Source organism: Mucilaginibacter ginsenosidivorax (genome assembly GCF_007971525.1).
In the GTDB taxonomy this organism is placed as follows: domain Bacteria; phylum Bacteroidota; class Bacteroidia; order Sphingobacteriales; family Sphingobacteriaceae; genus Mucilaginibacter; species Mucilaginibacter ginsenosidivorax.
Genome location: NZ_CP042437.1, coordinates 6,929,651 through 6,952,911, shown reverse-complemented (window position 1 = coordinate 6,952,911; position 23,261 = coordinate 6,929,651). Strand labels below are relative to the sequence as shown.

General features: G+C 38.3%; 21 protein-coding genes. 11 read left to right on the top strand and 10 right to left on the bottom strand.

Annotated features, from left to right (window positions below):
* Nucleotides 1-48: 48 nt before the first annotated feature.
* The 6 genes from FSB76_RS28665 to FSB76_RS28640 are packed head-to-tail and all read right to left on the bottom strand — an operon-like array spanning nucleotide 49 to nucleotide 7,523.
* On the bottom strand, nucleotides 49-3,003 hold the full coding sequence (locus tag FSB76_RS28665; protein WP_147059614.1) for an nSTAND1 domain-containing NTPase: 2,955 nt from the start codon (nucleotides 3,001-3,003) through the stop codon (nucleotides 49-51).
* Nucleotides 3,004-3,013: 10 nt separating this feature from the next.
* The gene (locus FSB76_RS28660) at nucleotides 3,014-4,687 is read right to left on the bottom strand and encodes a caspase family protein (RefSeq protein WP_147059611.1); all 1,674 of its coding nucleotides are present in this window, start codon (nucleotides 4,685-4,687) and stop codon (nucleotides 3,014-3,016) included.
* A gap of 18 nt (nucleotides 4,688-4,705) precedes the next feature.
* On the bottom strand, nucleotides 4,706-5,089 hold the full coding sequence (locus tag FSB76_RS28655; RefSeq protein WP_147059609.1) for a hypothetical protein: 384 nt from the start codon (nucleotides 5,087-5,089) through the stop codon (nucleotides 4,706-4,708).
* A 13-nt stretch (nucleotides 5,090-5,102) separates the two neighbouring features.
* Nucleotides 5,103-6,236: a cyclophane-forming radical SAM/SPASM peptide maturase GrrM/OscB gene (grrM, locus tag FSB76_RS28650; RefSeq protein ID WP_147059608.1), complete on the bottom strand. Its 1,134-nt coding sequence runs from the start codon at nucleotides 6,234-6,236 to the stop codon at nucleotides 5,103-5,105.
* Nucleotides 6,237-6,247: 11 nt separating this feature from the next.
* Nucleotides 6,248-6,571 carry a hypothetical protein gene (locus tag FSB76_RS28645; protein WP_147059606.1) on the bottom strand — a complete coding sequence of 108 codons (324 nt, stop codon included), beginning with the start codon at nucleotides 6,569-6,571 and terminating at the stop codon, nucleotides 6,248-6,250.
* A gap of 1 nt (nucleotide 6,572) precedes the next feature.
* Entirely contained in the window at nucleotides 6,573-7,523 is a 951-nt protein-coding gene (locus FSB76_RS28640; RefSeq protein WP_147059604.1) for a DUF2911 domain-containing protein, read from the bottom strand.
* Nucleotides 7,524-8,129: 606 nt separating this feature from the next.
* Here FSB76_RS28640 and FSB76_RS28635 point away from each other — a divergent pair.
* A complete protein-coding gene (locus FSB76_RS28635) occupies nucleotides 8,130-10,244 on the top strand; it encodes a P-loop NTPase fold protein (protein ID WP_147059602.1) in 2,115 nt (704 codons plus the stop codon).
* 1,197 nt (nucleotides 10,245-11,441) lie between these two features.
* Here the strand turns inward: FSB76_RS28635 and FSB76_RS28630 are convergent.
* Nucleotides 11,442-12,275, bottom strand: coding sequence for a nuclear transport factor 2 family protein (locus FSB76_RS28630; RefSeq protein ID WP_147059600.1), 834 nt, complete (start codon nucleotides 12,273-12,275; stop codon nucleotides 11,442-11,444).
* Between the two features lie 245 nt (nucleotides 12,276-12,520).
* Complete coding sequence (locus tag FSB76_RS28625) at nucleotides 12,521-13,984, bottom strand: ATP-dependent DNA helicase (protein ID WP_090646885.1); 1,464 nt, start codon at nucleotides 13,982-13,984, stop codon at nucleotides 12,521-12,523.
* A gap of 36 nt (nucleotides 13,985-14,020) precedes the next feature.
* Between FSB76_RS28625 and FSB76_RS28620 the strand changes: the two genes are divergently transcribed.
* From FSB76_RS28620 to FSB76_RS28605, 4 genes are all read left to right on the top strand, one after another.
* Entirely contained in the window at nucleotides 14,021-14,488 is a 468-nt protein-coding gene (locus FSB76_RS28620) for a hypothetical protein (protein WP_147059598.1), read from the top strand.
* A gap of 78 nt (nucleotides 14,489-14,566) precedes the next feature.
* The gene (locus FSB76_RS28615; protein ID WP_147059596.1) at nucleotides 14,567-15,379 is read left to right on the top strand and encodes a DUF3822 family protein; all 813 of its coding nucleotides are present in this window, start codon (nucleotides 14,567-14,569) and stop codon (nucleotides 15,377-15,379) included.
* Complete coding sequence (rsmD, locus tag FSB76_RS28610; RefSeq protein WP_147059594.1) at nucleotides 15,355-15,894, top strand: 16S rRNA (guanine(966)-N(2))-methyltransferase RsmD; 540 nt, start codon at nucleotides 15,355-15,357, stop codon at nucleotides 15,892-15,894. The genes FSB76_RS28615 and rsmD overlap by 25 nt, the downstream gene beginning before the upstream one ends.
* 36 nt (nucleotides 15,895-15,930) lie before the next feature.
* Complete coding sequence (locus tag FSB76_RS28605) at nucleotides 15,931-16,938, top strand: hypothetical protein (protein ID WP_147059592.1); 1,008 nt, start codon at nucleotides 15,931-15,933, stop codon at nucleotides 16,936-16,938.
* 20 nt (nucleotides 16,939-16,958) lie between these two features.
* Here the strand turns inward: FSB76_RS28605 and FSB76_RS28600 are convergent, their stop codons facing one another.
* Nucleotides 16,959-17,708 carry a DeoR/GlpR family DNA-binding transcription regulator gene (locus FSB76_RS28600; protein WP_147059590.1) on the bottom strand — a complete coding sequence of 250 codons (750 nt, stop codon included), beginning with the start codon at nucleotides 17,706-17,708 and terminating at the stop codon, nucleotides 16,959-16,961.
* A 58-nt stretch (nucleotides 17,709-17,766) separates the two neighbouring features.
* Here FSB76_RS28600 and nudK point away from each other — a divergent pair, with 58 nt between their 5' ends.
* The 3 genes from nudK to coaD all read left to right on the top strand — a co-directional run bounded on the left by nudK (nucleotide 17,767) and on the right by coaD (nucleotide 19,239).
* Nucleotides 17,767-18,345, top strand: a complete 579-nt coding sequence (gene nudK, locus FSB76_RS28595) for a GDP-mannose pyrophosphatase NudK (RefSeq protein WP_225976340.1) — start codon at nucleotides 17,767-17,769, stop codon at nucleotides 18,343-18,345.
* Nucleotides 18,342-18,710, top strand: coding sequence for a DUF4406 domain-containing protein (locus tag FSB76_RS28590; RefSeq protein ID WP_147059586.1), 369 nt, complete (start codon nucleotides 18,342-18,344; stop codon nucleotides 18,708-18,710). Before nudK ends, FSB76_RS28590 begins: the two co-directional genes overlap by 4 nt.
* 67 nt (nucleotides 18,711-18,777) lie before the next feature.
* Nucleotides 18,778-19,239, top strand: a complete 462-nt coding sequence (gene coaD, locus FSB76_RS28585; protein ID WP_147059583.1) for a pantetheine-phosphate adenylyltransferase — start codon at nucleotides 18,778-18,780, stop codon at nucleotides 19,237-19,239.
* Here coaD and FSB76_RS28580 read toward each other — a convergent pair.
* The gene (locus FSB76_RS28580) at nucleotides 19,208-19,846 is read right to left on the bottom strand and encodes an NUDIX hydrolase (protein ID WP_147059581.1); all 639 of its coding nucleotides are present in this window, start codon (nucleotides 19,844-19,846) and stop codon (nucleotides 19,208-19,210) included. The two genes, coaD and FSB76_RS28580, sit on opposite strands and share 32 nt — an antisense overlap.
* On the opposite strand from FSB76_RS28580, the gene pyrE reads away from it, so the two are divergent.
* The 3 genes from pyrE to FSB76_RS28565 all read left to right on the top strand — a co-directional run bounded on the left by pyrE (nucleotide 19,845) and on the right by FSB76_RS28565 (nucleotide 22,999).
* Nucleotides 19,845-20,504 carry an orotate phosphoribosyltransferase gene (gene pyrE, locus FSB76_RS28575; RefSeq protein ID WP_090646850.1) on the top strand — a complete coding sequence of 220 codons (660 nt, stop codon included), beginning with the start codon at nucleotides 19,845-19,847 and terminating at the stop codon, nucleotides 20,502-20,504. The genes FSB76_RS28580 and pyrE overlap by 2 nt on opposite strands.
* A 90-nt stretch (nucleotides 20,505-20,594) precedes the next feature.
* On the top strand, nucleotides 20,595-20,990 hold the full coding sequence (locus FSB76_RS28570) for an SRPBCC family protein (RefSeq protein WP_147059579.1): 396 nt from the start codon (nucleotides 20,595-20,597) through the stop codon (nucleotides 20,988-20,990).
* Between the two features lie 380 nt (nucleotides 20,991-21,370).
* Nucleotides 21,371-22,999: an ABC-F family ATP-binding cassette domain-containing protein gene (locus FSB76_RS28565; protein ID WP_147059577.1), complete on the top strand. Its 1,629-nt coding sequence runs from the start codon at nucleotides 21,371-21,373 to the stop codon at nucleotides 22,997-22,999.
* Nucleotides 23,000-23,261: the final 262 nt, after the last annotated feature.

Below are 23,261 nucleotides of genomic sequence, written 5' to 3'. Positions count from 1 at the left end.
TTAATTGGTGGCTTAGAGGATCAAGAGATTGTGGTGCCGCTGAAATTGTTACCGATGACGTATAGAAAAAACGCTATCTAAGTAATTTTCAGTAAAGGCTTTCTGATTTAAGTTAATTGAAGATTTTAGAACGATTTTACCCGATACATTTTGAAAAAACAGATACCCCGGATCGTTTTGATTATCCTTAAGTTTAGTATAATCTATCTGCCAATTATCGGGCGCTGTTATTTTATTTGACATCTTCAATTGATAATTATCAGTTGCGGTACCTTTGCCGTTAATGATAAAAATAGTTATAAAGCATGCATTTGGTGAAGTAGGTGCTTTCTTGTCATCTTCAGTTGTATAAACTTCATCTACAAAGGTGATTGAAGAGTTGGTAACAAAATAATCAAGATTGCTTCCCTTAAATGCGATTTCTTTAGGAAGAAATAAAGTGGTTTTAGTTAAGACGTCCTTTATATGAGGCAAGCCTATTTTATCTAAGTACACTATTAATTTACCATTGGGCGAAATTTTTAAATTATGACAATCTGGTATGAGGATTTTTTTTATGATCGAATCTTTTTTGAAATCGTAGATGATTATAGTTTTATCATCATTCAACGGAATGGAACTATAATCTTTTGAAACAGTTATAGACTTTTTTATGTCTACTTTCTTCACAGAATCTTTGGTGTTTTTTAATAAGTTAAGTATCATTAAAGTACCATTCTTCTTTTTAAGAAGCAAGTGATTCATAGCAGTAGCCGTATAAGCTCCCACAATATTTTGATAAGTTACTTCAGGTGATTTTTTATGCGCAAGATCTTCAATTGAAACTTCGTTTTTTGTGGTATCAAAATACACTATTTTTTTACTATTGTTATAAAAGAAATGGTCTTTACTTATAGCTGATGATTTAATAAGAGGTTGCGAATTTGTTGCTTGGTCTATGTTATATAATGAATATGTTACTGTCGCGGTCGGCGGGGTATTGCTCCCTTTATTTGGATCTTTAAAATTGGATGTCATTTTCTGATAAGTTGTTTTTTCCACGTAAAAAGACTTCCCGTCTAAATTAAATAATACAGCAATGTTGACCTTAGTTATATCAAATCCGTCATGTGCCAATATTTTTTTTATTTTATTATCTGCATTAAATACTACAATTCCCTTTTTTGTAAGATATACGATAATATTATTGTGTTTAAATATTTTCGGTACTAAAACACCATTGTCGTTATTAACCAATACATTTTTCTCATAAATGTTCACATTGTAATCATCTGTTTTATTGCGATGTAAAATGACAGATAAATTGTCAAATCGGGATTGAAAAAGATTTCTTGGATCGTTTCCGTAATAATTAGTATCAATACGTGAAAAGTATATCTTATTTTCAAGCATTGAATCCAACGTTTTTTTGTGAGATTTATTTAAGAAAACATAAGAGAATGAATTTTGCAAATCGTGAAGTGTATTATACGACTCGCAAAACTTGTTTAGCTTATAATAACCGGCCGAACGTTCAACCTTAATTTGAAAGTTCTCATTAAAATTCTTAAAGGAATACATTGAAACCCAAAAGAATATAACGAAAATAAGTAAAAGTAAACCTAACAAGATACGGGCTTTGTTACGTTCATTAATCGCTTTTTCGGCATTTTTTTCAGCAAGTTCTCTTAGTGTTATTTCCGTTTCTAATCGGCTATTTTTATCGCTCTCTTCTTTCTCAAAAACTGCATTGCACTCGTCTATGTATTTAAAATATTTAACTTTATCGGCATCATCAAATCTGAGTTTGTCTTTGTAAATATTGACCAAGTAAAGCTGATCCTTAGTTAGTTGATTTTCAAGCGCATAAGTATCAATAACAATTTTTGTTATCTTATTTATTAATTTCTCATCTTCAGACCACTTTGAAGCAATTTTTGCTGCAAGGCTATCATGTTTTAGTTCGTACAAATCATATTTTAAACGCAATATTCTGGAATCCTTGAGTCTACTTAATAGAGTGGGAACTTTAATCCCCTTCTCAGGAATAGTAGATTGCTTTATAATACTTTGTAATGACAAACTTCTTTTTGTTCCTTCCGGAGTAATCAAAAGTTTAAGCATTTCCCAAACATCTTCATCTGAGAATCCCGATCCATCTGTCAATAACTTACTAACCTCTTCATCCAGGAAGTCTCCAAGCGCATCTCTAAAGCTGATATTTTTAGGCAGATCTTCGATTGATAAAGTAAAGTAAGATTCTGCCGACCCTCTGTCCTTATTTATTTTGTCAAATATTTTCTGCAAGTAGACTTGCAAATAAGGAAGCTCTATTTTTTTTGTTTCAGGGTCAATTGCATTGGCTATAATGTTATCGATAATTTTATTCTCATTAGTGCAGGTCACTTTGCTTGAAGCAAAAATATTGGTAATTACATCCTTGATGTCATCTTCACTTATCCTTTCCAATTCAATACTATTGTTGAAAATGTTGGGTACCTCAGGTTTAAGGAAGTTCAGTTTTGAATAAAACTCATCTCGCAATACCAGGATGATTGTAACAAACCTTTCCTGTTCAGCATATAAAAGTTTTAAAAACTCTTTAAAATCATATCTTTCCCTATTATCTCCATTTATGAATAGTTCTTCAAACTGATCGAAAATAAGGTATAATGGTCTGTAGTATTCCTTGTAAATTGTTTTTAATCCATTTAGTATATTTTCCGGCGATGCATCATTTGGAGTTTCTTGTACTTCCTCTTTAATTTTAACTAAAATAGCCTCCATTATCGTACGGTCGCTCCCCCTCCTAACTGTGATATCCATCCAGTCAGATTCGTCAAATTTATTGGCAAGGCCGCATTGGATCAGTGATGTTTTGCCTGTTCCAGACACACCATATAAAACGCATATAACAGATCGCCTAACTTTATTATATAAATTTTCAGATTCTTTTTGTCTTCCAAAAAAGATCTGAATGTCTTCCTTCTCGTAAGGATCTAAAAATTTAATTGCCGATTGCATTTGAACAACATTAAAAAGGCCTTAAATATTCTACCCACTCGTCGCGCGTTGGAAGCGATAATAAATCGGCATATTCCAATTGCTCGATATTGCTTTTCTTTAGCGTTGTGCTTTCGTAATAAAATTTCTTATTATCGGCACCGCTATTATTAGTGCCTCTATAAAACTGTATCTCGGGCTTGTCGCTACCCCTGTCGTTCCCAAACCTGTCAATTACCAATGGCCATAGGTTAAGATACTCTGTTTCATTAAGTAAGTTTTGAGCTGTTTTGGGGTATAATATAATTGCCCCGTTGTGTATGTAGATAGGAAATTGTAAAGAAAAGTCGTATTTGCTTTCACTTTGTCCATAAAGATTACTTACCTCATGTCTGTATACCGGGGGGCCATAATAACCTTTTCTTACTTCAATGATTCGCACCGCGTACAGGTTATATCTGCAAAAAAATGCAAGGTTTTTAATTAGCTCAAAAAAATTAGTTCTGAAAGCGGTTAAATCAACTTTCTCACTATTCAATGCTTCTTCAAGTTTATCAATAGAGGATAAAAAATCGGCATCCTTATTAAACTCTTTAATTATCAAATGCTCATAATTGATACAGATAATTTTCAGAATGTTAAAATATTGTTTGTGCGTTGGGTATTCATTCCATATGCAGTTTAAAGCAACACTATCCTCTTCTCTGATTATACTTTTTGGTGTCCTGTCCTTTAAATCCTTAATGGCAATAAAGCTTAAATATTTAATAATGATTTTGTAAAAATCAATATAGAATTGGAGATCGTTTATTTTTTTCGACCCCTTTGCAAACAGATCTTTAAGGTAATAAGAAATAAAAATAGGGTAGCTTTTTAAGATGGCTTCTTTACTATCTTCCGGATTAAGAATGTCAGGGTTATACTGGCGCAAAGCCGATATAATTGATGTTTTTGGAACAGAATATTGTTGAGCCGGATCTTCATATCTTATATTCTTTATAAATGGGATCTCACTACACCTGTTTTTATCAAGAGAAACAGGTTCCGGATAACGATCCCTTTTCAATTCTTTTTTTAATTCTTCAAAAACAACAGCTAAACTTAAATATTCCGTGTCTTTGTACGTTTCACTTCCATTTTCAAGTAAATTAATAAAGCGTTCAGAAAAGGCCGAGAAAGTATCCCCTACCGGGTATTTCGACGTTTTGTTGTACCTTGACGATGCAATTATAAAAATATCAGGGCTTTTTGCTGTAATCTGAGAAAATATGTTTTCGCTAAAACAAGAATCAAGAATAAGTACCAGCTTTTTTTTGTGCGCCAAAAGCGTATCCAGCAAAAGTATTATATCTATAGCAGTTAAGCCCAGGGTTTCATCGTCGGTTTCCTTTACACACAAATAGTATTTTGCTTCCTGGTCATCTAATAAACCATGGCCAGAAAAGTAAAAGATTATCAATTCAATATTATTATTGATTTTAATTTGGCCTTTAATGAAATTGTTGATATTTGTTAAAATGGTTATTGGATTTCCTTGGGAAGAGGAGTGGTCTTCAGGATAGATTTGATTAACTGGCATTGCAACCGTATCGCCTGATAGATCTTCGTGGATTTTTTTTATGTGGCGTTGTGCTGCAGGTAAGGAAGGCAAGTTATCATAATTCCATACGCCAAGTAATACTGCTAAAATATTTTCTGGCTTCATTGTTTGGTGTATAAGTTTTCAATTAAACGTTGTTTTAAGCAGGTCTTTAAACTTTGTTAAATCTTCAGGGTCACATGTGATGACAATGGAGATATCTTCACCTTGAGCATTTTTGCCCGAGACTTCAATTTTCGATTTCTTGGCATCAATTTTTGCCAAATCTACATCAGCTTTTATTTTGGCTACGATGTAGCTTTTTATAATTTCAAAAAGCTTTCCCGCAAATCCAGCACCTAATAGCATACTTATAATTTCACTCTCGGCACCGGCATCGCCTTCTTTTATTTTATTCTTTTCAACGTCGGCCTCGGGTAGATAAAATTTAATTTTTTTTCTCAATCCGGCTGTATGCTCTATGGCCGATGCCTTGTCTTCTGACAAAAAGGTTATTTGCAGTTCCATTTTGATAATTGGCTTAGTTAAACAATTTCTCTTCCAGGTAAGAGAGTACTATCGAAGTTGGTACCTGAATGGTATACCGGCAGTAATTGGTTTCGGTTGAATTGAACGAGTTATTCTCATAATACTTATTTGCAGGAGCACCACCACCGCAAACGCTAAAAAAAGAGCACTCTTTTTTGCATTTTTTTACCCCAGACGAAATTTCTTTTGAGATTGCATTAAATTGTTTGCGCCATTTTGGTTTTTTAAATCCCGAGTCAGTGACATTTCCCCAAATGAAATTATTGTAAACATCACTTTTTTGACCAAGCAACTCAGGCGAAAAAGTAGAATAATTTCCTAAATAATCAATTGAAATTATCCCGTGTGGAACAACCTGGTGTGATTGAATGTCAATCTTTCTGATGTCCATTACGTTAGGATTGCGTAAAATAGAATTCAAGCTATAATCAAACTCTCTTATAATCATCCTATTATCGCTGTTGATATATTTATTAAACAGCGCCTGGTAAAAAGTATAGATTTGTGAATATTCATCTTCCTTGTATAGGCTTGAAGAAGTATGAATTCCTTCCAGCTCCTCTATGTTTAAGCCAACATGATAAAAGCCATTGTCATAAAAAAATGAAAAAATTTCTTCAGGAAACATTAATGAGATTTTTGAAATAACCGCTATTCCATGATATCTGATGTTGTTTTCCTGTAGTAATTTTATTCCTTTCATAACAGATTGAAAAGTACCCTTGCCATTCCTCGTTTTCCGGTTGTGATCATGAATAAAATCAGGTCCGTCAATACTTATCCCAATTTTGATATTGAATTTATTGATTACATCGCACCATTTTTGGCTGATTAAAGTTCCATTTGTTTGTATCGAATGCTCTGTTTCAATACCGTTAGCCTTAAATTTACTGTTAATGATCTCAATCAGGCGTGCAAAGTAATCAACCGGGATAACCATCGGTTCGCCGGCATGCCAAACAACGGTTATTTTTTTATCATATAATTTACTTTCAATAACTCTATCCGCAATTAAACCAATGGTATCTTCGTTAATCTTGTCTTTGTTATCACGGTCGGCTAAATAACAATAGGAGCAGTTAATGTTACAAAATGGCGTAGGCTGAATTACCAATAGATCTATCATCCTGGTAAAAGTTAGGAATTTAAAAAGTCGCCCCAGGTTTTAGCCCAATCTTTCCAATTATTCCAGTTATTCCAATTTGCCCAGTTATTCCAATTTGTCCAGTTAACCCAATTACCCCAACCTTCCATTGATGAATTGGTCTTGAAATTTTCTGCAATATCCAAATCTGCAATGGAGCCGTCTGCAACTTTCTTTTTCAATTCGTTCCTCACGTTATTTACACGATCGGCAATATTATTGTTTGCCGTAATTGTTGTCGCTACCGCCTTTTTTGCAGTAAAAACCGAAGTAAGTCCTATACTTAGCAGCGTGGCAATTCTTTTTATTTTTTTCATATTACTTGTTTTTATTTTTTGAAACGTAGCTTTCTAAGCCAGCTATCTCCATGTTAATTCCCTTTAATCCAAACTCTTTATTAGAACTTGTATCGTTTTTAAGCAAATCATATGCTTGTTTATAGTAAGACAGGGCATCATTGTATTTACCCATTTTGGCTAAAATTTGAGCTTTCTTTTGTGTATTAGAATAATTTTTGTCGATAGTGATTGAAGAGTCAATCCAGCTCAAGCCTTGCTCAAGCTTTAAATTCGAGTAATAACAAAAGTTAGCCAGGGCCATGTATTCATCCCATGACACTTTTTCATTGTTTTTCGAATGATTACTAAGATGCCGGGAAACGTTAGCAAAAATTTCTTTGGTGTTATCGAATCTTAGTTTAAGAGGAATTTTGAAATTATCCCAGTTGATTGAAATGTCGACACTGTTGATTTCGTTTTTTGAAAAGACGACACTTAAGCTTTCGTTGTTTTCATTTGCTACTACAGGGTTAACCGGTATTTGAACTACGTTTTTAGTAGAGTCGTAGTTGTCTGGTAATCCGTTTTTAAGACCGCCGGTATTTAATATCAATGTCCATTGGCCACTCAGTTTGGGTATTATATAAACAGATAAATCCTTTTTTCCTATTTTAACTTCTTTGTCATTTAAGAAAAATGTGGATGTAGCTGAAAGCTGCAATGGAATATAGTCACTAACTTTCCATATCTTGTCGTATGGGATAACGTTACCAAGAATTTTTCTTTTATTTACCTTTAAACTATAATATCTAAATGATACGAGGTCGACTCCTACTATTTGCTTTACTTGTGAGTAAGGACTCTCGTCTGGTAATCCTACCCTTGACATAATGTTCGAAGTAGCTTTTAAAGGGCTATCATAATTATCATTGTTTTTGGATGTACACCCAAATAGTGCAAGGCTGATAAAGAGTAAATAAGGGGATTTCATGTACTTTCAGTTTAAGTTCTATAAAGTTAGTTTTCACTTATAGTAATTCCAAATAAATCATAAAAAATATTTTTATAAAAAATTGACTATTAGGTTTTTATGAATAAATACAGTTTTGTTTAAGTTAAATTATTAAGCAACGGAACGATATTTTTATCATTGAACGCAATATTTATTCTTTTTTTATTAAAATAGGAATAAGTTACTGTCTTTTAATTAACTGCGCCCTTGTTGGTGCTGTCACCATAGCCGTATATCTAAGGAATTAAGAAATTAATTTTGAGGCTGTTATATGAACGGGGCTCCGCCCTTGTTGGTGTTCCTCACCGCACTTTGTTGGAGTTGTCTCCAACAAACTTGTTACCAGTTACCACGTCGTTATAACCAAAGCCATCTGCCCGTTGTTGTTATCGTTATCAATCGGTAACTCATTGCCTAAGAGGGATTGGCATACGGCTTACGTTTTAACGAATTTGCCGCCGAAAACGAAGTTGTTGGAGACAACTCCAACAACGGCTTTGGTATTGTAAAATTTTTTTATTGAATAATTTTTCGGTAGATTTATTGATCAACAACCAACCTTAACACTTTTAAAATTAAATCGTTATGAAAATATTCGCCTTCATTTTAAGATCCTTAAATTACGTATTAAAAAGAGTAAAAGCCGACGTAAACGTAGCTGCCCCTATCCAGATCTCTTCAACCGATCTTAGCATGCGTGCAAACGCATACAGCTATATTGATCGAACAGATGAAGCCGAAACTATTTTTGAAAGAATTCAAAGCAATTCATCTTCGGTAATCGGGATTGGTGGCGTTAGGGGTGCAGGAAAGTCAAGCCTCGCGTTAAAAATCCTTGAAAAATGTAAAACGGAGAAAAACTTTACAATCCTTATACCTTCGCCAACGGCATACGATTCCAAAGAGTTTCTACTAACTATATATCAGTGCATTTGCGAGGACATAAAACTCAATCTTGAACAAAAAATAAAATCAGCGGAGAATGTAAGACAAAGAGCTTACAGAAGAATTGCTAATAGTGCCCGGCTTATGAATTTCACGTTGTTTTTTTTAACCGCAATTGTATGCCTAATGCTATTGGGCCTTTTTAAATACAATTTTGTTCAACAAAAAATTGCTACAGTCACAAAACAAAATACATTAAGTGATTCGTCAATAAAGATCAATAAATACAGGATACAACAAGGGGGCCATTATTTATCAGAATATCGCAATGGGCGCGATACAACGAAATTGCAACCGTTAGCTAAAAACAGTTTTGCTGATTCAAGCAGATATATCCAAAACAACAGGCAGTACATCGCGCTTACTAAAATAATCGATTCTTTAAAATTAAAGAACAAGACTGATTCTATTTCTCTAAAGGAAAACAATAACCAAGTACTTCCCGATTTAAAAAATAAAATTCAATTTCCGGAAATTTTAAACCCGTTTCCCACGCCGTTCAATAAAAATAATTTAACACCTATGTACTTTAGTGGCATTATAATTTGCATGGGCCTACTTATTTTCATTACCTATAATTATTGCAGAAAAAAAATAGAATACCTCGAAAAGTATCCGAATGATGATAATTTGTATAGTTTAACTATTGCAAAATTAGAGTGGTTGATTTACCAGGTAAAACTATCTTCTGCAAATGAAGTATCGTTACCTGTTTCTAAATTTCTTGCTAAGTTCTCTCGTTCAAAAGAATTACAGACACGCCCGTTGTCTTTACCGGGGGTAACATCAGATTTTAACGATTATATCTTGGAGGCAGTTTCCGTTTATACAAAAATTGTGATCTGCATTGATGAACTTGATAAAATTGAAGACCCGGCAGAGTTAAATGCACTATTAAAAGGGATCAAGGGCATTATTGGACAGGATAATACCCACTTTATTTTAACAATTTCTGAGGATGCTTTGGCCCGGTTTTCAAACAGGTTTCGAAAAGAACGGGATTTGATTGAAAGCTCTTTTGAAGAAATATATTTTTTAAACAAAATTGAGTTTGCACTGGCGAGGCAAATCATCTCAGGAAAACCGATGATAGAAAAGGAACCGACAGATGTAAGCCACGATTTGCAATACCTACTTATTTGGCTATTTGGTAACGGCATACCAAGAGAGATAAAAAGGAATATACTGAATTTACACCGTAATCACATTAATATAGAAAGCTCAACGCCTTTTACTATCTGGCTTATTTTAATGAATTTATCGCTCGAGTCTATGAAGTCTTGGGCCTTAGTTAACAATACCAACGATTTTGAAACCTATAATTTTTTAACTTGCCTTAGCAAAATAGCACTTACGCTACCATCTGAACAATTTTCGGCAGAAACCGGAGCCTTTTGGTTCAACCATATCCTTAACTTTTTTTCCGCTCTGTATCCAATGAGGTTTTCCTATTGCCAGGACCAAAAGCAGATCAAAGTGTTAAACGAATCAGAGATTTCCGCTTTTGAAAAAGCGATATTCGAAACTTCAATATTGTCTTTATCTTATTTACTGGTGGTAAAAGATTATAAAACCGGACTAGAAATAGGCAACCAGTTGCAAAAAACACTAAATCTGCTTCCTTATAGCTATTTATTAGCTGCAAGTGAGTTTTATTCTTTTTTAAATGAACAAGATATATATAAGCTTGCCCCGACTGTACCTAAAATGTCAGAAACACCTGAATTGTTCCATACCAACAAAAAAACGATTTAGCAACTACTTACCAATAAAGATTTAACATTTCAGAAAAATCGGTTTAGCATACCCGTAGCTTACGTTAAGGATTGGCGTGAAAAGCCCGCAGCATGTGTGGGCTGTGCGGGCAATGGCCTGCGAGGACTTGGAACAGAAAGCCTGACCGCCGCTTCTACCAGCGGGGGGAACGCCCGGGAAGAGAGTCAAGAGATTAGAATCAAGAATCAAGATGGGACGATCATGGTGGTTAACATAGCGTTAGAAAGTAAGTCGGCAACATCTCTTCACCCTTGTTGATGTCCGGCCGCAATTATTGGAGTTGTCTGCATAGATGTTCGGAAGATTTTTAATTCCTGCTTGGGCTGCCGTGTACCCACATCTTTTGGATCTTATCAATTAATAAAACCAGTTGTCATTTCGAACGAACAGGCGGGGCCTTTGAGCGCTGGCGTGAGGAGAAATCTTGTACGCCCTGCATTCCAAGCGACTAATCGTGATGCGGGGCGTACAAGATTTTTCGCTACGCTCAAGAGATAGTTTCTCTTTCGCACTCCCGCTCATGCCCCTGCTGCTCTTTCGAAATGACAATTTTCTTTCATTAAAAGATATGGGTACACGTAGCTGCTTGGGGAGGGGCGCGGCAGGGCAAACGCAACTAAATAGCTAATGGAATGAGCGATATCAGCATCAAACGACAACTTGTTTTTATCGGCTGATCCTGCTTAATGATCGAGTTACCAAAGACACATGTATTTGCCAACAACGGACACAAGTATTTGGAAGCGCCTAAATTTCTCCATCGGTTTAGTGTTAACCATGTTTATTTATAAATTGTTAATAATCAATAATTTATAAATATTTTATCTGAAATGTGTTAAGTTATGTTAACCCAATTAGTGTTAAGTCACCAGACCTAAGTCGTAAGTCTAAAGTTGATTTTTTCTTTTTTTGACTTGGTACTTAAGACTTTGGGCTAAAGACTATCCGTCATTTTATCGATAACACGACATGCATTTTCCCTGAAGGATACGGCCCGAATGAGCGCAAAAAAAGGCAGGGAGGGGTTTATCCGAGCGACAAGTGACAAAGCGACTTGAACGCCTGATTTAACCCCTACCTCCCTTTCCCCAGGGAAGGAATCGCACACAGCCTGCCTTTTTATTTCTTCCAGAACACCTATGGAACGAAATAAATCGGGGACGACTTGGTGGACTTTTAAAACATATCGCCAACCTCAACCCCTTCCGGTACAGCCTGCTCTACGCTCCAGTGCTCGGCTATTTTACCACCCTCAACCCTGAAGATCTGGTAAAACACAAACCCCTTCCCTCCTCTTTTAAATTGCGATTGAACCACAACAAAATCACCCTCGGCAATAACGCGGTGAATTTTGATATCGCGGTTGTGGTCGGTCAACAGGTATTCGTCCAATGCTTTACCGGTAGCGGTAACGGCGGGGTCATGTTCTGTATAATCAACCTTAAGCAATTCAGCGGGCATCTTTTTATCCAGGATAGCCTGATAAAATGCATTTACAATCTGCTTGCTATTTTCGGCAGAGGCGGTAGTATCAATTTCGGCGGTTCCGTTGGATGCGGTGATGGTTAGTCCGGTTTGGTCGGGTACTTCCTGGATGGCATCCCAATGCCCGGCCAGCATCCCGTTCTCGAGTTCGAACAGATCGATAACAACCATCCGTTTGCCCATGAATTGAATATCGAGGTGGGTAACCACCATATTACCCTCCTGTATAGTCCTTATAATGGGCGATTTAGCCCCTTCGGGAGGCAGAGGCAAGGTTTTAAGGTAATTGATCATACCGGTAATACCGGCCCTGCCCTGGGGAGCTTTGGGGTTATGCTGCCTGTAGTTTTCCAGCACAAATTCGGGGATAAGTTCGGCTTTGCGCTGGCCAACAATCAGCTTATAAAACGACAGTACTTTTTGTTTATTTGATAGGGTATCCATAGTTGTATTTGCTTTGGCCGGGCCAAACGCGCATAAAATAATGCAGCATAGGCCCATTGCCGGTAAGTTTGTAATTTTCATTACGATTGATTAGAAATATAAAAATTGAAACGTGTTTAAAACCTACGCTGAGAAATCAGCGCTTCCGGGAACCTGTATGAACAGGCCGGGCATCAGGCTACTCTTTGTTGATATGTAGTTGAAGTGATTATGGAGTAAAGATAGTGTTTTGGACAAAGACGAAAGACTTTTGGACAAAAGATTTTCAGGCAAAGGGATCAACGACAAAACCAATGACTAATGACAGCGTAGCGAATGACTAATGACTAAAAAACCTCGGGAACTTTGTAAAAGCGGTTATCGAAATTGACCAGGAATAACTCAGTGGTTGCGCGGGTAACGGCAGTATAAAACCAACGGAGAAAATCCATGTTAATCATCTCGTCGGTTACGTAGCCCTGGTCAACAAAAACGGCGTCCCACTGCCCGCCCTGGGCTTTATGGCAGGTGATGGCATACGCAAATTTAATTTGCAGTGCATTGTAGTATGGATTTAGCTTCAGTTCGTTGTGCATGGCCCGTTTGTTGGTCAAGTGGGCGTAGTCTTTCATTACCTCCTCGTAAAACTTTTTCTGGTTTTCCTGGGATAAAGCCGGCGAATCGGCATATAGGGTATCCAGCAATATTTTACAATCCAGTACCGGGTCTTCGGCGTAGTCAATAAATTCTATCTGCACATCGGCAAAACGGAAACCGTACATTTCTTCCGTTCGGCGCACTTTACGGATGCGGGCAATATCTCCGTTGGCAATAAAATCGGTACTGTTTTCCTCGTTATCCTTTAGCCAGAAATAGTTGTTTTTCACAATCATAATCTGGTCGCCGCCGGTTAGCTCCTCTTCCCGGTACAAAATCCGGTTGCGGATCTGGCCGTTGTACAGGTTAGCATTTTTGTTCGACCGGCAGATGATGAGTGTTCTGTCGTAGCCGTATTTCCGGTAGGCGTATTCAAGTCCTTCGGGCAATCGTTCGCCCGTCATCCTGAAAACGTCTTTATAGCCTTTGGTCACAATTTTTGGGGCCACCGCTTCATCTTTCCTGATCAGGTCACGAATTTCAGTCGCGTTAAATAAAATGCCCGAGTCCTTTTGCTGGCGAAGTACATCGGTAAGTTCATATTTAAAAATAGTGAGGCCGAATTTATCCTGCATAATTTTTTCGCTCAGGGCCGGGCTGGTATCTGAGCCTACAGGCGGCAGCTGGGCGGTATCGCCAACCAGCATCAGCTTACAGTTTTTATCGTTGTAAACGTACCTGAGTAAATCAAACAACAATGAAACCCGGCCACCTATGGATTCATCGCTGATCATGGATGCCTCATCAACAATAAACAAGGTATCGCTCGACAGGTTATCGGCAATGGCAAAGCCATCATCAAGCGTTAAGGCGGCCTTTTTACGGTAAATGCGTTTGTGAATAGTAAACGCCTTTTTGCCCGAGTAATTGGTAATTACTTTAGCCGCCCGGCCTGTAGGCGCCAGCAACACCGAGCGGTAATTATACTGCTTAAGCGCTTTTACCAATGCCCCTACTATGGTAGTTTTACCGGTACCGGCATAACCCCGCAGTATAAAACACTCATCGCCTTCGCGGCTTTGCAAAAAAGTGTGCAGCCGGTCAAACAGTTCCAGTTGCTGGCCGTTGGGGGTATGCGGAAATGCTTTGCGGATATGATCAATCACTGTCACCCTACAAAAATGCTGATAAGTAATTGAAAAACCTTTAGCCATATTAAAAAGCTACGCAGATTAGTTATAAATTTGGCCATGGAATTTGAAGAATACAAGCAGGAAGAACAGAGCGAAGAAGACTACGTAGATATCTACTCGCGCAAAGCAATATTCTGGTTTTCGGTATTCAATTTTATATATGGCGGCGTACTGCTGTGCATTAATTTGTGGGTTGCCGGTTACCGGAAGGCCGTAGCCGAAGTGCTGATATTTTTATTGCTTGTACAGTTTTCATACGTTATGGCAATCAGGTACTCAGGCATTAATATTAGCCAGGAGGTGATAAAAAAAGCGGCGTCAGGTGTACCATTAACCGTTAATGAAATGATCCCGCTGCTCCAGGTTGCCGGTATTACGATAGCTTTCCATATAGCCGCCGCGTTTATATTGTCGAGGTATTTTTTCAGGAAGTATTTCCCGGATGATGATTATTACCCGAAGCCAATATTCAGGCCGCTGATCATTTACATTATACTTGCTTTATGCACCAGGTTTATGATTTGATTTTATCTGGATGCAAGCAATTAACCGCCGCCATGTATATGGTATCTGCTAAAAAATATTACTTTTGTTTAAACCGGCATGAGCGAATATAATTACAACTACCATGATGATGACTTTAGCCTTGATAAGGCTCAGGGTTATACCTTACTGATACAAATTGATAAAACAACGTTTACCTACGCTGTTACCGATCAAAATAAGTTGGTTGCGGTTGCCGACAATCACCCGCTTGATGAATTAACTAACCCCGAGGAACTGCTGGATTTATTATCGGCAAATTTTAAAAATGTAGTTATTGGTTTGCCTGCAACAGGTTTTTCGCTGCTACCGCAAACTGTTTTTAACCCGGACAAGCTTACCGACCTGGCCCGTTTCCTGGATGTAAAGGCCGACGAAAAGGTACTATCGCAACCACTTGATAACCGCAATGTTATTATTTATAAAACGCCCGAAAATATATTAAACGCCGCCGACGAATTTGGCTTACGCAACACGGTATATACATCAAAAGGTTGGTTAAACGTTTTGGCCCGAAACCAGCCCGGCGACAGAGACCTGTATGTAAACATTAATGGCGGTACTGTCGAAATTGCCAATTTCAACTTCAGCAAACTGCGGTTTTATAATACTTTTGAGTTTACCGGCGAAGATGAACTGGCCTATTTTGTATCGCTGGTAACCGACGAATTGAACCTGCAACCTGCCTACACTTACGTTTACATTAGTGGAGATGTTGATGCGGGGGACAAAAACATTACCCGCCTGGCCGAATTTTTTGGAAAGGTTGAGGTGAATACCACTAAAATTCTGCAAACCCCGCTTGAAATTGAGGGGCATAAAATACTGTCACTTTCGGCCCTGTCATTATGCGTATCATCGGAGGCACTTTAAAAGGATTAAGGCTTAATCCACCCAAAAACCTTCCGGTGCGCCCTACTACCGACCTGGCCAAGGAAGCGCTTTTTAATATTCTTTTAAATCAGATAGAATTTGAAGGCATCAAGGTGCTTGATCTTTTTAGCGGCACAGGCAATATCTCATTGGAATTTGCTTCGAGGGGCGCAGCCGAAGTAATATCTGTTGACAGGAGCATCCATTGCGTTAACTACCTTAAAGATACGTCGCGCCAGCATAAACTTGACCAGGTGAAGGTGTATAAGGAGGATGTTTTTAAATATCTGCAAATGGAAACCGAGCAGTACGGCCTTGTTTTTGCCGATCCGCCCTATGACCTGAACAAGATCCCCGAGATACCGAAAATAGTTTTTGAACGCAATATACTTTTGCCGGGAGCATTACTCATTGTGGAACATCAATCGATGCAAAACATTAGCCAGCACCCAGCATTTGTGGAACAACGAAAGTATGGGCATTCGTCGTTCTCGTTTTTTAGGGCTGCCGAATAAGACAATTAAATTTATAAAAACCTAACCTTTCAGTAAATGAAAAAGCATCTCCCATTAGCGATATTAATCTTATTAGCCATAAGCCTGTTTAGTTGCCACGTTGGAACCTCGGGTACATGGATAAACGGAAATATCACACCCGATATAAAAAATCAGATAGACCAGCTAAATAAGACTCTTTATAGCAATATCCAGAAAAAGGACAAAGCAGGACTTAAACAATTGCTCTCATCAGCGTTGATTGAAAAATCCACAAAGTTAATTGACAGCCTATCTGATTTAGGAAGCCCTGCATTAAGTAATACCGGGTATGAAATTATAGACGAGTACTATACCAAAAACACAACTACTAACGTTCCTAATACGCTTATCTCCAGCCTTAGCAATCGCAGTGGTTACATTGTTAATTATCTTGCTTTGAATGAAGAAATGTACGCTTCTTTATTAAAAAGCACTAACTCAGTCAATAGTATCATGATCCTTGTTGTGTATGGAAAATATGGCAGCGACTGGAAAATAAACATTATACAACTTGGGGCTTACGCATTGGCTGGCTATACCGCACCTGACTATTATGAAGCTGCTCAAAAATTGTATAATTCTGGTGATATAATTGATGCTGCCGACATGATCATCACCGCAGCACAAATTGGAAATCCCGGCGGGCATTTTTTTAAATACAAAACCGAGGGTGAAATGAAAAACTTCTATTCAAAAGTGGTTAAAGAGGCTAATTCCGTTTATAAATTCCCAATCACAGTTGGCGCTATAAAAACAAAGCCTGTTATTTTTGGTATTAACCCGCAATTTATAGGTGAAAAAGGCAAGGAGGGAATTTATCCAATAATTAACTATAAAACAGACATCCAGCTAACTGATACCGCAGCCCTGCGGATAGAGAATAATGCTTTACAAAAAGATATAGCCAGCATATTTAAAGGGATTGTAGAAAATAATAATCACATCCTATACCAGGCTTTTGATCAATTGCCGAAAGCAGGAAAGCCAATGCACCGCTATGGTTTTGTACAAAAAATAAAATAGCTATAAATAGTCCGGAATTGCTATTCCACCTTAATAACAGTCAAAGCAGTTTCTGCAAAAAGGTTTAGTTTTTTGTCATCTGCATTGGTAATTATAGCGTCAACCTGGTTTATATCGGCAAATTTCAAATAGGTCTGGTTGTTTATTTTACCGGCATCGCATAAGATATAGGTAAAGGCACTTTGGTTGATATAAGCCGATGTTATTTCTGCTTCAAGTTCGCTGTTTGCAAATAAACCGTTTGGGGATATCCCGTCAACACCTAAAAACGCCTTTCCGGCCCTGTACCTGGCAATATGTTCATTTGCTGCTTTACCGTGTACAGCCTGTCTTTTACTGTCAAATTCTCCGCCTATTATATTCAGGGACACCTGGCAGTTCTGCAATTCATAAATTACAGGCAACGAGTTGGTTATAACCTTTATTTTTTTATTTTTTATAAACTGGCACAGCCTAAAAACGGTACTGCCGCAGTCCATAAAAATAATATCCCCGTCGTGGATATATTCAGCAGCTTTACGGCAAATGCTGTCTTTAACACTTGAATTCTGAGCGGCTTTATTTACAAAATCCAGCGGTTTTGCCAAAGGGTCAATTTTCATGGCGCCGCCATGGGTACGGTAAAGTAAACCGTCGGCGGCAAGCTGGTTTAAATCGCGCCGGGCAGTTATTTCCGAGATAGCCAGTGTTGCTGCCAATTCTTTGATATCAACTTCGCCGGTGCTGTTTAGTTGATCGAGTATTTTTTGTTTTCTTTTTTGAAAGTTCATTTAAATAACGTTCATTTGTTCAAAAATAATCAAAATAGATCAAAAACAATCAAATATAATGGATAAAATCAGAATATTACAAACAGAGATTCTCTCCAAGAACTGGTACACACTCAACAATGTAACATTTGAGGCTATTAAACAAGATGGATCTGTACACCTGCTCACCCGTGAAGCCTATGACCGGGGCAACGGCGCAACTATATTACTGTATAATACTGATCTTAACACTGTAATACTTACCCGCCAGTTCAGGATGCCCACCTATATTAATGGCAACCACGACGGGATGCTAATTGAATGCTGCGCGGGGCTGCTGGATGAAAACAACCCGGAAGATTGCATCAGGAAAGAAACTGAAGAAGAAACCGGCTATAAAATAACCAATGTAAAAAAGGTATTTGAGGCTTACATGTCGCCCGGATCGGTAACAGAAATACTATATTTTTTTATTGCCGAATATACGCCCGATATGAAAGTAAGCGATGGTGGTGGCCTGGATGAAGAAAACGAAAATATAGAAGTATTGGAACTCCCATTTACGCAAGCTTTAAACATGATTAGTACCGGCGAAATAAAGGACGCCAAAACAATAATGCTTTTGCAGTACGCTCAACTAAACAACCTGGTATCATGACACCCAAACCTTTAATCATTTTAATTGCAGGCCCCTATCGCTCCGGCACAAACGACGATCCCGAACTAATGTCCAATAATTTGAGAAAAATGGAAGAAATGGCACTTCCTATTTTCAGGGCCGGGCACATTCCGGTAATAGGCGAATGGCTTGCTCTGCCCCTGTTAAAACAAGCCGGCTCAAGGCATCCGGGGGATGAAGCTTACCAGGAAATCTCGTACCCGGTATCACGACGGATACTTGCCAAATGTGATGCCATTTTAAGGATACCCGGCGAATCAAAAGGGGCCGATGGCGATGTACAAATTGCCCTGGAGCAAGGCATTAAGGTTTATTATAATCTGGAAGATATTATCGCGCTTTAAATTCAACCGCGTGCTTAAACTTTAAAAATCATTGCTACTTTTGGCATAGTATTAACACCATGCTACTATGAAGATCGCCCTTTTCCCAGGTTCGTTTGATCCGGTTACCAAAGCACATGTAGATATCGTGAAACGCTCCGTTGGCCTGTTTGATAAGCTTTATATAGGCGTGGGTGCCAACAGCAGCAAACAAGGATTATTGAGTATTGAAACCCGGGAGCAAATGTTGCGCGCTGTTTTTAAACATGACGACCGGATACACATCGTAGCTTATGAGGGCCTTACCGTAAATTTTTGCAAAAGCATCGGGGCCACCTACATGATCAGGGGTATCCGTACGGTGTCTGATTTTGAGTACGAAAAAGCAATAGCCCAGATGAATCACGCTTTAATGCCCGATATCGAAAGCATATTTATTGTAAGTAAACCCGGCTACTCATCTATCAGTTCAACCATCGTACGCGAAATTATGCGCCACCATGGCGATGTGGCCCAGTTTATCCCTTCAGAGGCATTAGCTTATTTGTAGCCAGTTTTTCTTTGTGCAGCACATCTAATATAGATGGAAAAGTATTGTCAATAATAGGCTCGATATGTTCTTTTTCAAACCAGCGTACATCTGTAATTCCTTCTTCTTTTTGGGGCTTTAGTTTCTCTTTACCTTTGCAATCCATTTTAAACCAGTGCGTTTTTTTGAGCACTATTTCTCCGCGGTTTATATATACGTGGTAAGTTTTGCAAATTTTCTCGTTAAGCCTGCTTACTTTAATACCACACTCCTCTTCTACCTCGCGCACGGCGGCTTCTTTAACTTTCTCGTCTTTTTCTATTTTCCCTTTAGGCAAATCCCATTTATCGTTGCGGTAAATAAATAAATAGTTGCCCGCAGTATTCTTAACCAGGCCACCTGCAGCCTCAATAACGGTAATGCTTTTTTTAACAGATTTTAAAAATTCCTTAACATTATTACATTTGATGTAGAACAGTTTTTTGGGGTTGGCCAGTATCCAGGTGTAAATTATTTTAAGATCAAAGGCCTCTGCATCAAGCTTTTCGTAATTTTCTTTTCCATGAGGTTCTGATTCAGTTAGCAGGATCACCTTTTCGTTAATATAAATTCTGTATTTTTGAGCCATGTTTAATAATAATGAGATAGAACAGCAGGTTGCCGAGTTCCTGCTGCAAATTAAAGCAATTAAATTACAACCTAATAATCCTTTTACATGGGCATCTGGATGGAAATCGCCAATTTACTGCGATAATAGGGTAACACTGTCTCATCCGTCAATCCGCACCTATATCAGGCAACAATTAACTGTTATTATCCAGGAAAAATTTGGCAGCGTTGGCTGTATAGCGGGCGTTGCTACAGCTGGCATTCCACAAGGCGCCCTGGTAGCGCAGGAAATGGGCCTGCCATTTATATATGTACGTGCCAAAGCAAAAGAACATGGCACAGGCAGCTTAATTGAGGGCGATGTGCAAACTACCACAGGCAAAAGGGTTGTTGTAATTGAAGATTTGATATCGACCGGAAAAAGCAGTCTTCAGGCAGTTGATGCGTTAAAATCTGCAGGGTTTGAAGTTGCAGGCCTTGCTGCCATTTTTAGCTACGGTTTTGATATAGCTACCGAAAACTTTAAAAATGCGGGCTGCCCTTTTGTAACGCTATCAAACTACAACGCGTTGATAAAATATGCCGAAGCAAACCAATACATTAGCGAGAAAGATGTGGCTTTATTAGCCCAATGGCGCGAAAATCCATCTGCCTGGGGGCAAATTGCATCAAGCTAAAAAATAGTTTTGAGTTATGAGTATTGGGTTGTGAGTTTCATTTGCCCATTTAAAACTTATAACTCACCACTCAAAACTTAAAACTTCTTTATGACTACATTTACCAGCGCCATCAGCATAAACAAGCCGATAAACGAGGTTTACAACTACCTGGCGGATTTTAATAATCACCAAAAATTAATGCCGGATAGCATTCAGGAATGGGTATCTACCACCGACGAAGCCAGTTTTAGCATACCCAACATGGCCAAATTATCGTTAAAAATAGATAACCGTGCTGAAAACCAGGAAATTGTAATTAAACCGGCGGCTAAACCACCCTTTGCTTTAGAACTAAAATGGTCGTTATCCCCAAATAACGACCAAACAGATGTTGTTTTTACTATTAATGCAGAGTTAAGCATGATGCTGAAAATGCTTGCTTCCGGGCCCCTGCAAAAATTAGCCGACCATGAAACGCAAAGTTTAAAAGCCTTGTTAGCCTAAACTTGCGCCGGCGTATTAAGGCTATTAGTATACCTTACGTTTTTGTATATTATTGAAAGCTATTACTACGTTGATAATAATTAAGCTAACTATTAGTGCTCCCATGACTGTGAAAAAATTAAAAATTAATTAATATAAAATAATATAGTCAAAGGTTGTTCCATTTATTTATAATTGGTAAATTATACTGTATAACGTATAAATCAGGCGTTTAGTTTCAACAGCATAATTATTTTGTGCAATTGTATCCACGTTTCACAAAAGCATTGGGCAAACAAATTCTTCCCCATATCCACAATCATTTACATAAACATAATATCAGCTTAATTTACCATAACCGAAGTTTTTAGCTTATTTTTGCGCCAAATTACAGGTGCAGCATGATCACGGTATCCAATCTATCTTTACGTTACGGTAAACGTACTTTATTTGAAGACGTTAATCTTAAATTTTCTCAAGGCAATTGCTACGGCATTATTGGCGCCAACGGTGCCGGTAAATCAACATTTTTAAAAATTCTTTCAGGAGATATCGACCCAACCAGTGGTTCGGTGAGTTTTACCCCCGGCGAACGGATGGCGGTATTAAGTCAAAACCACTATGCTTTTGATGAGTTTACAGTACTTGAAACCGTAATGATGGGCCACAAGGAAATGTATGCTGTAATGAAAGAAAAAGACGCCATTTACCTGAAAGAAGATTTTACGGATGCCGATGGCGAACGCGCCGGCGAGCTGGAAAATCTGTTTGCCGAAATGGATGGATGGAATGCCGAAAGTAATGCCGCTACCCTTTTAAGTAACCTTGGCATAAAAGAGGAATTTCATTACAACCTGGTAAAAGATCTGGACAATACGCAAAAAGTACGCGTGTTACTGGCACAGGCCCTTTTTGGCAAGCCCGACATTCTGTTGCTGGATGAGCCTACCAACGATCTGGACATTCATACAGTGAGCTGGCTGGAAGACTTTTTAGCTTCATATGAGGCCATTGTTTTGGTTGTATCGCACGACAGGCACTTCCTGGATACTGTGTGTACCCACGTGGTAGATATCGACTTTGCCAAAATGACCATTTATACCGGTAACTATACCTTCTGGTACGAATCGAGCCAGCTTGCGCTGAAACAACGTTCTGATCAGAATAAAAAGACGGAAGAGCGGGTTAAGGAATTGCAGGAGTTTATCCGTAGGTTTAGCGCCAACGCCTCAAAATCAAAACAAGCCACCAGCCGTAAAAAAGCTTTGGATAAGATTAATATTGATGAAATTCAACCATCAAACCGTAAATATCCGGGCATCATATTTAATAACCTTGGCCGCGAAGCCGGTGACCAGATATTACAGGTTGAGAACCTGAAGAAATCGCTTAACGGCGAGTTGCTGTTTAACAATATTAGCTTCACCGTTAATAAGGGCGATAAAATTGCCATATTATCACAAAACAGTCTTGCTACAACAGCCTTATACAACGTATTAACCGGCAGGGACACCGATTTTAAAGGTACATTTAAATGGGGTATTACCATAAACCCGGCAGATATCCCTATTGATAACGCCGAATACTTTAAAGGCAAAGATGATAACCTGATTGACTGGCTGCGCGAATATTCGCCGGGCGAAAAGGACGATCAGTTTATCCGCGGCTTCTTAGGCCGGATGCTATTTTCGGGCGAAGAAGTATTAAAGAAAAGCAATGTACTGTCTGGAGGCGAAAAAATGCGCTGCATGTTTAGCCGTATGATGCTGCAACAAGCCAACTTGCTGATGTTTGACGAACCTACTAACCACCTGGACCTGGAATCCATCACAGCGCTTAATAATGGCATGAAAGACTTCAGGGGCACCATCCTATTCACCTCACGTGACCATGAACTGGTAGAAACCGTAGCCAACCGGATCATCGAATTAACACCTGGCGGCTATATTGATAAGCTGATGACTTATGATGAATACATCAATAGCCCGGTAGTGCAAAAACAACGCGAGGAGTTGTACGCGGCAGTTTAAAAGTCGGGAAGTCCGGAAGTGATTGTTAGAAAATGACAAAATTCTTTCGGACTTTCCGGCTTCCATACTTTCCGACTCGAATAAAAATTAGCATATTTGCAACCCGGCAAAAAACCGGAACGACTTGGTAGCTCAGCCGGTAGAGCAACTGACTCTTAATCAGTGGGTCGAGAGTTCCTTTGAATTTATTTTTGTCTTTAAAAGTACTGTTAAACAACGTTTTTACTTACGTTCAAGTAAAATGCTTACTTTAAAGATAAAC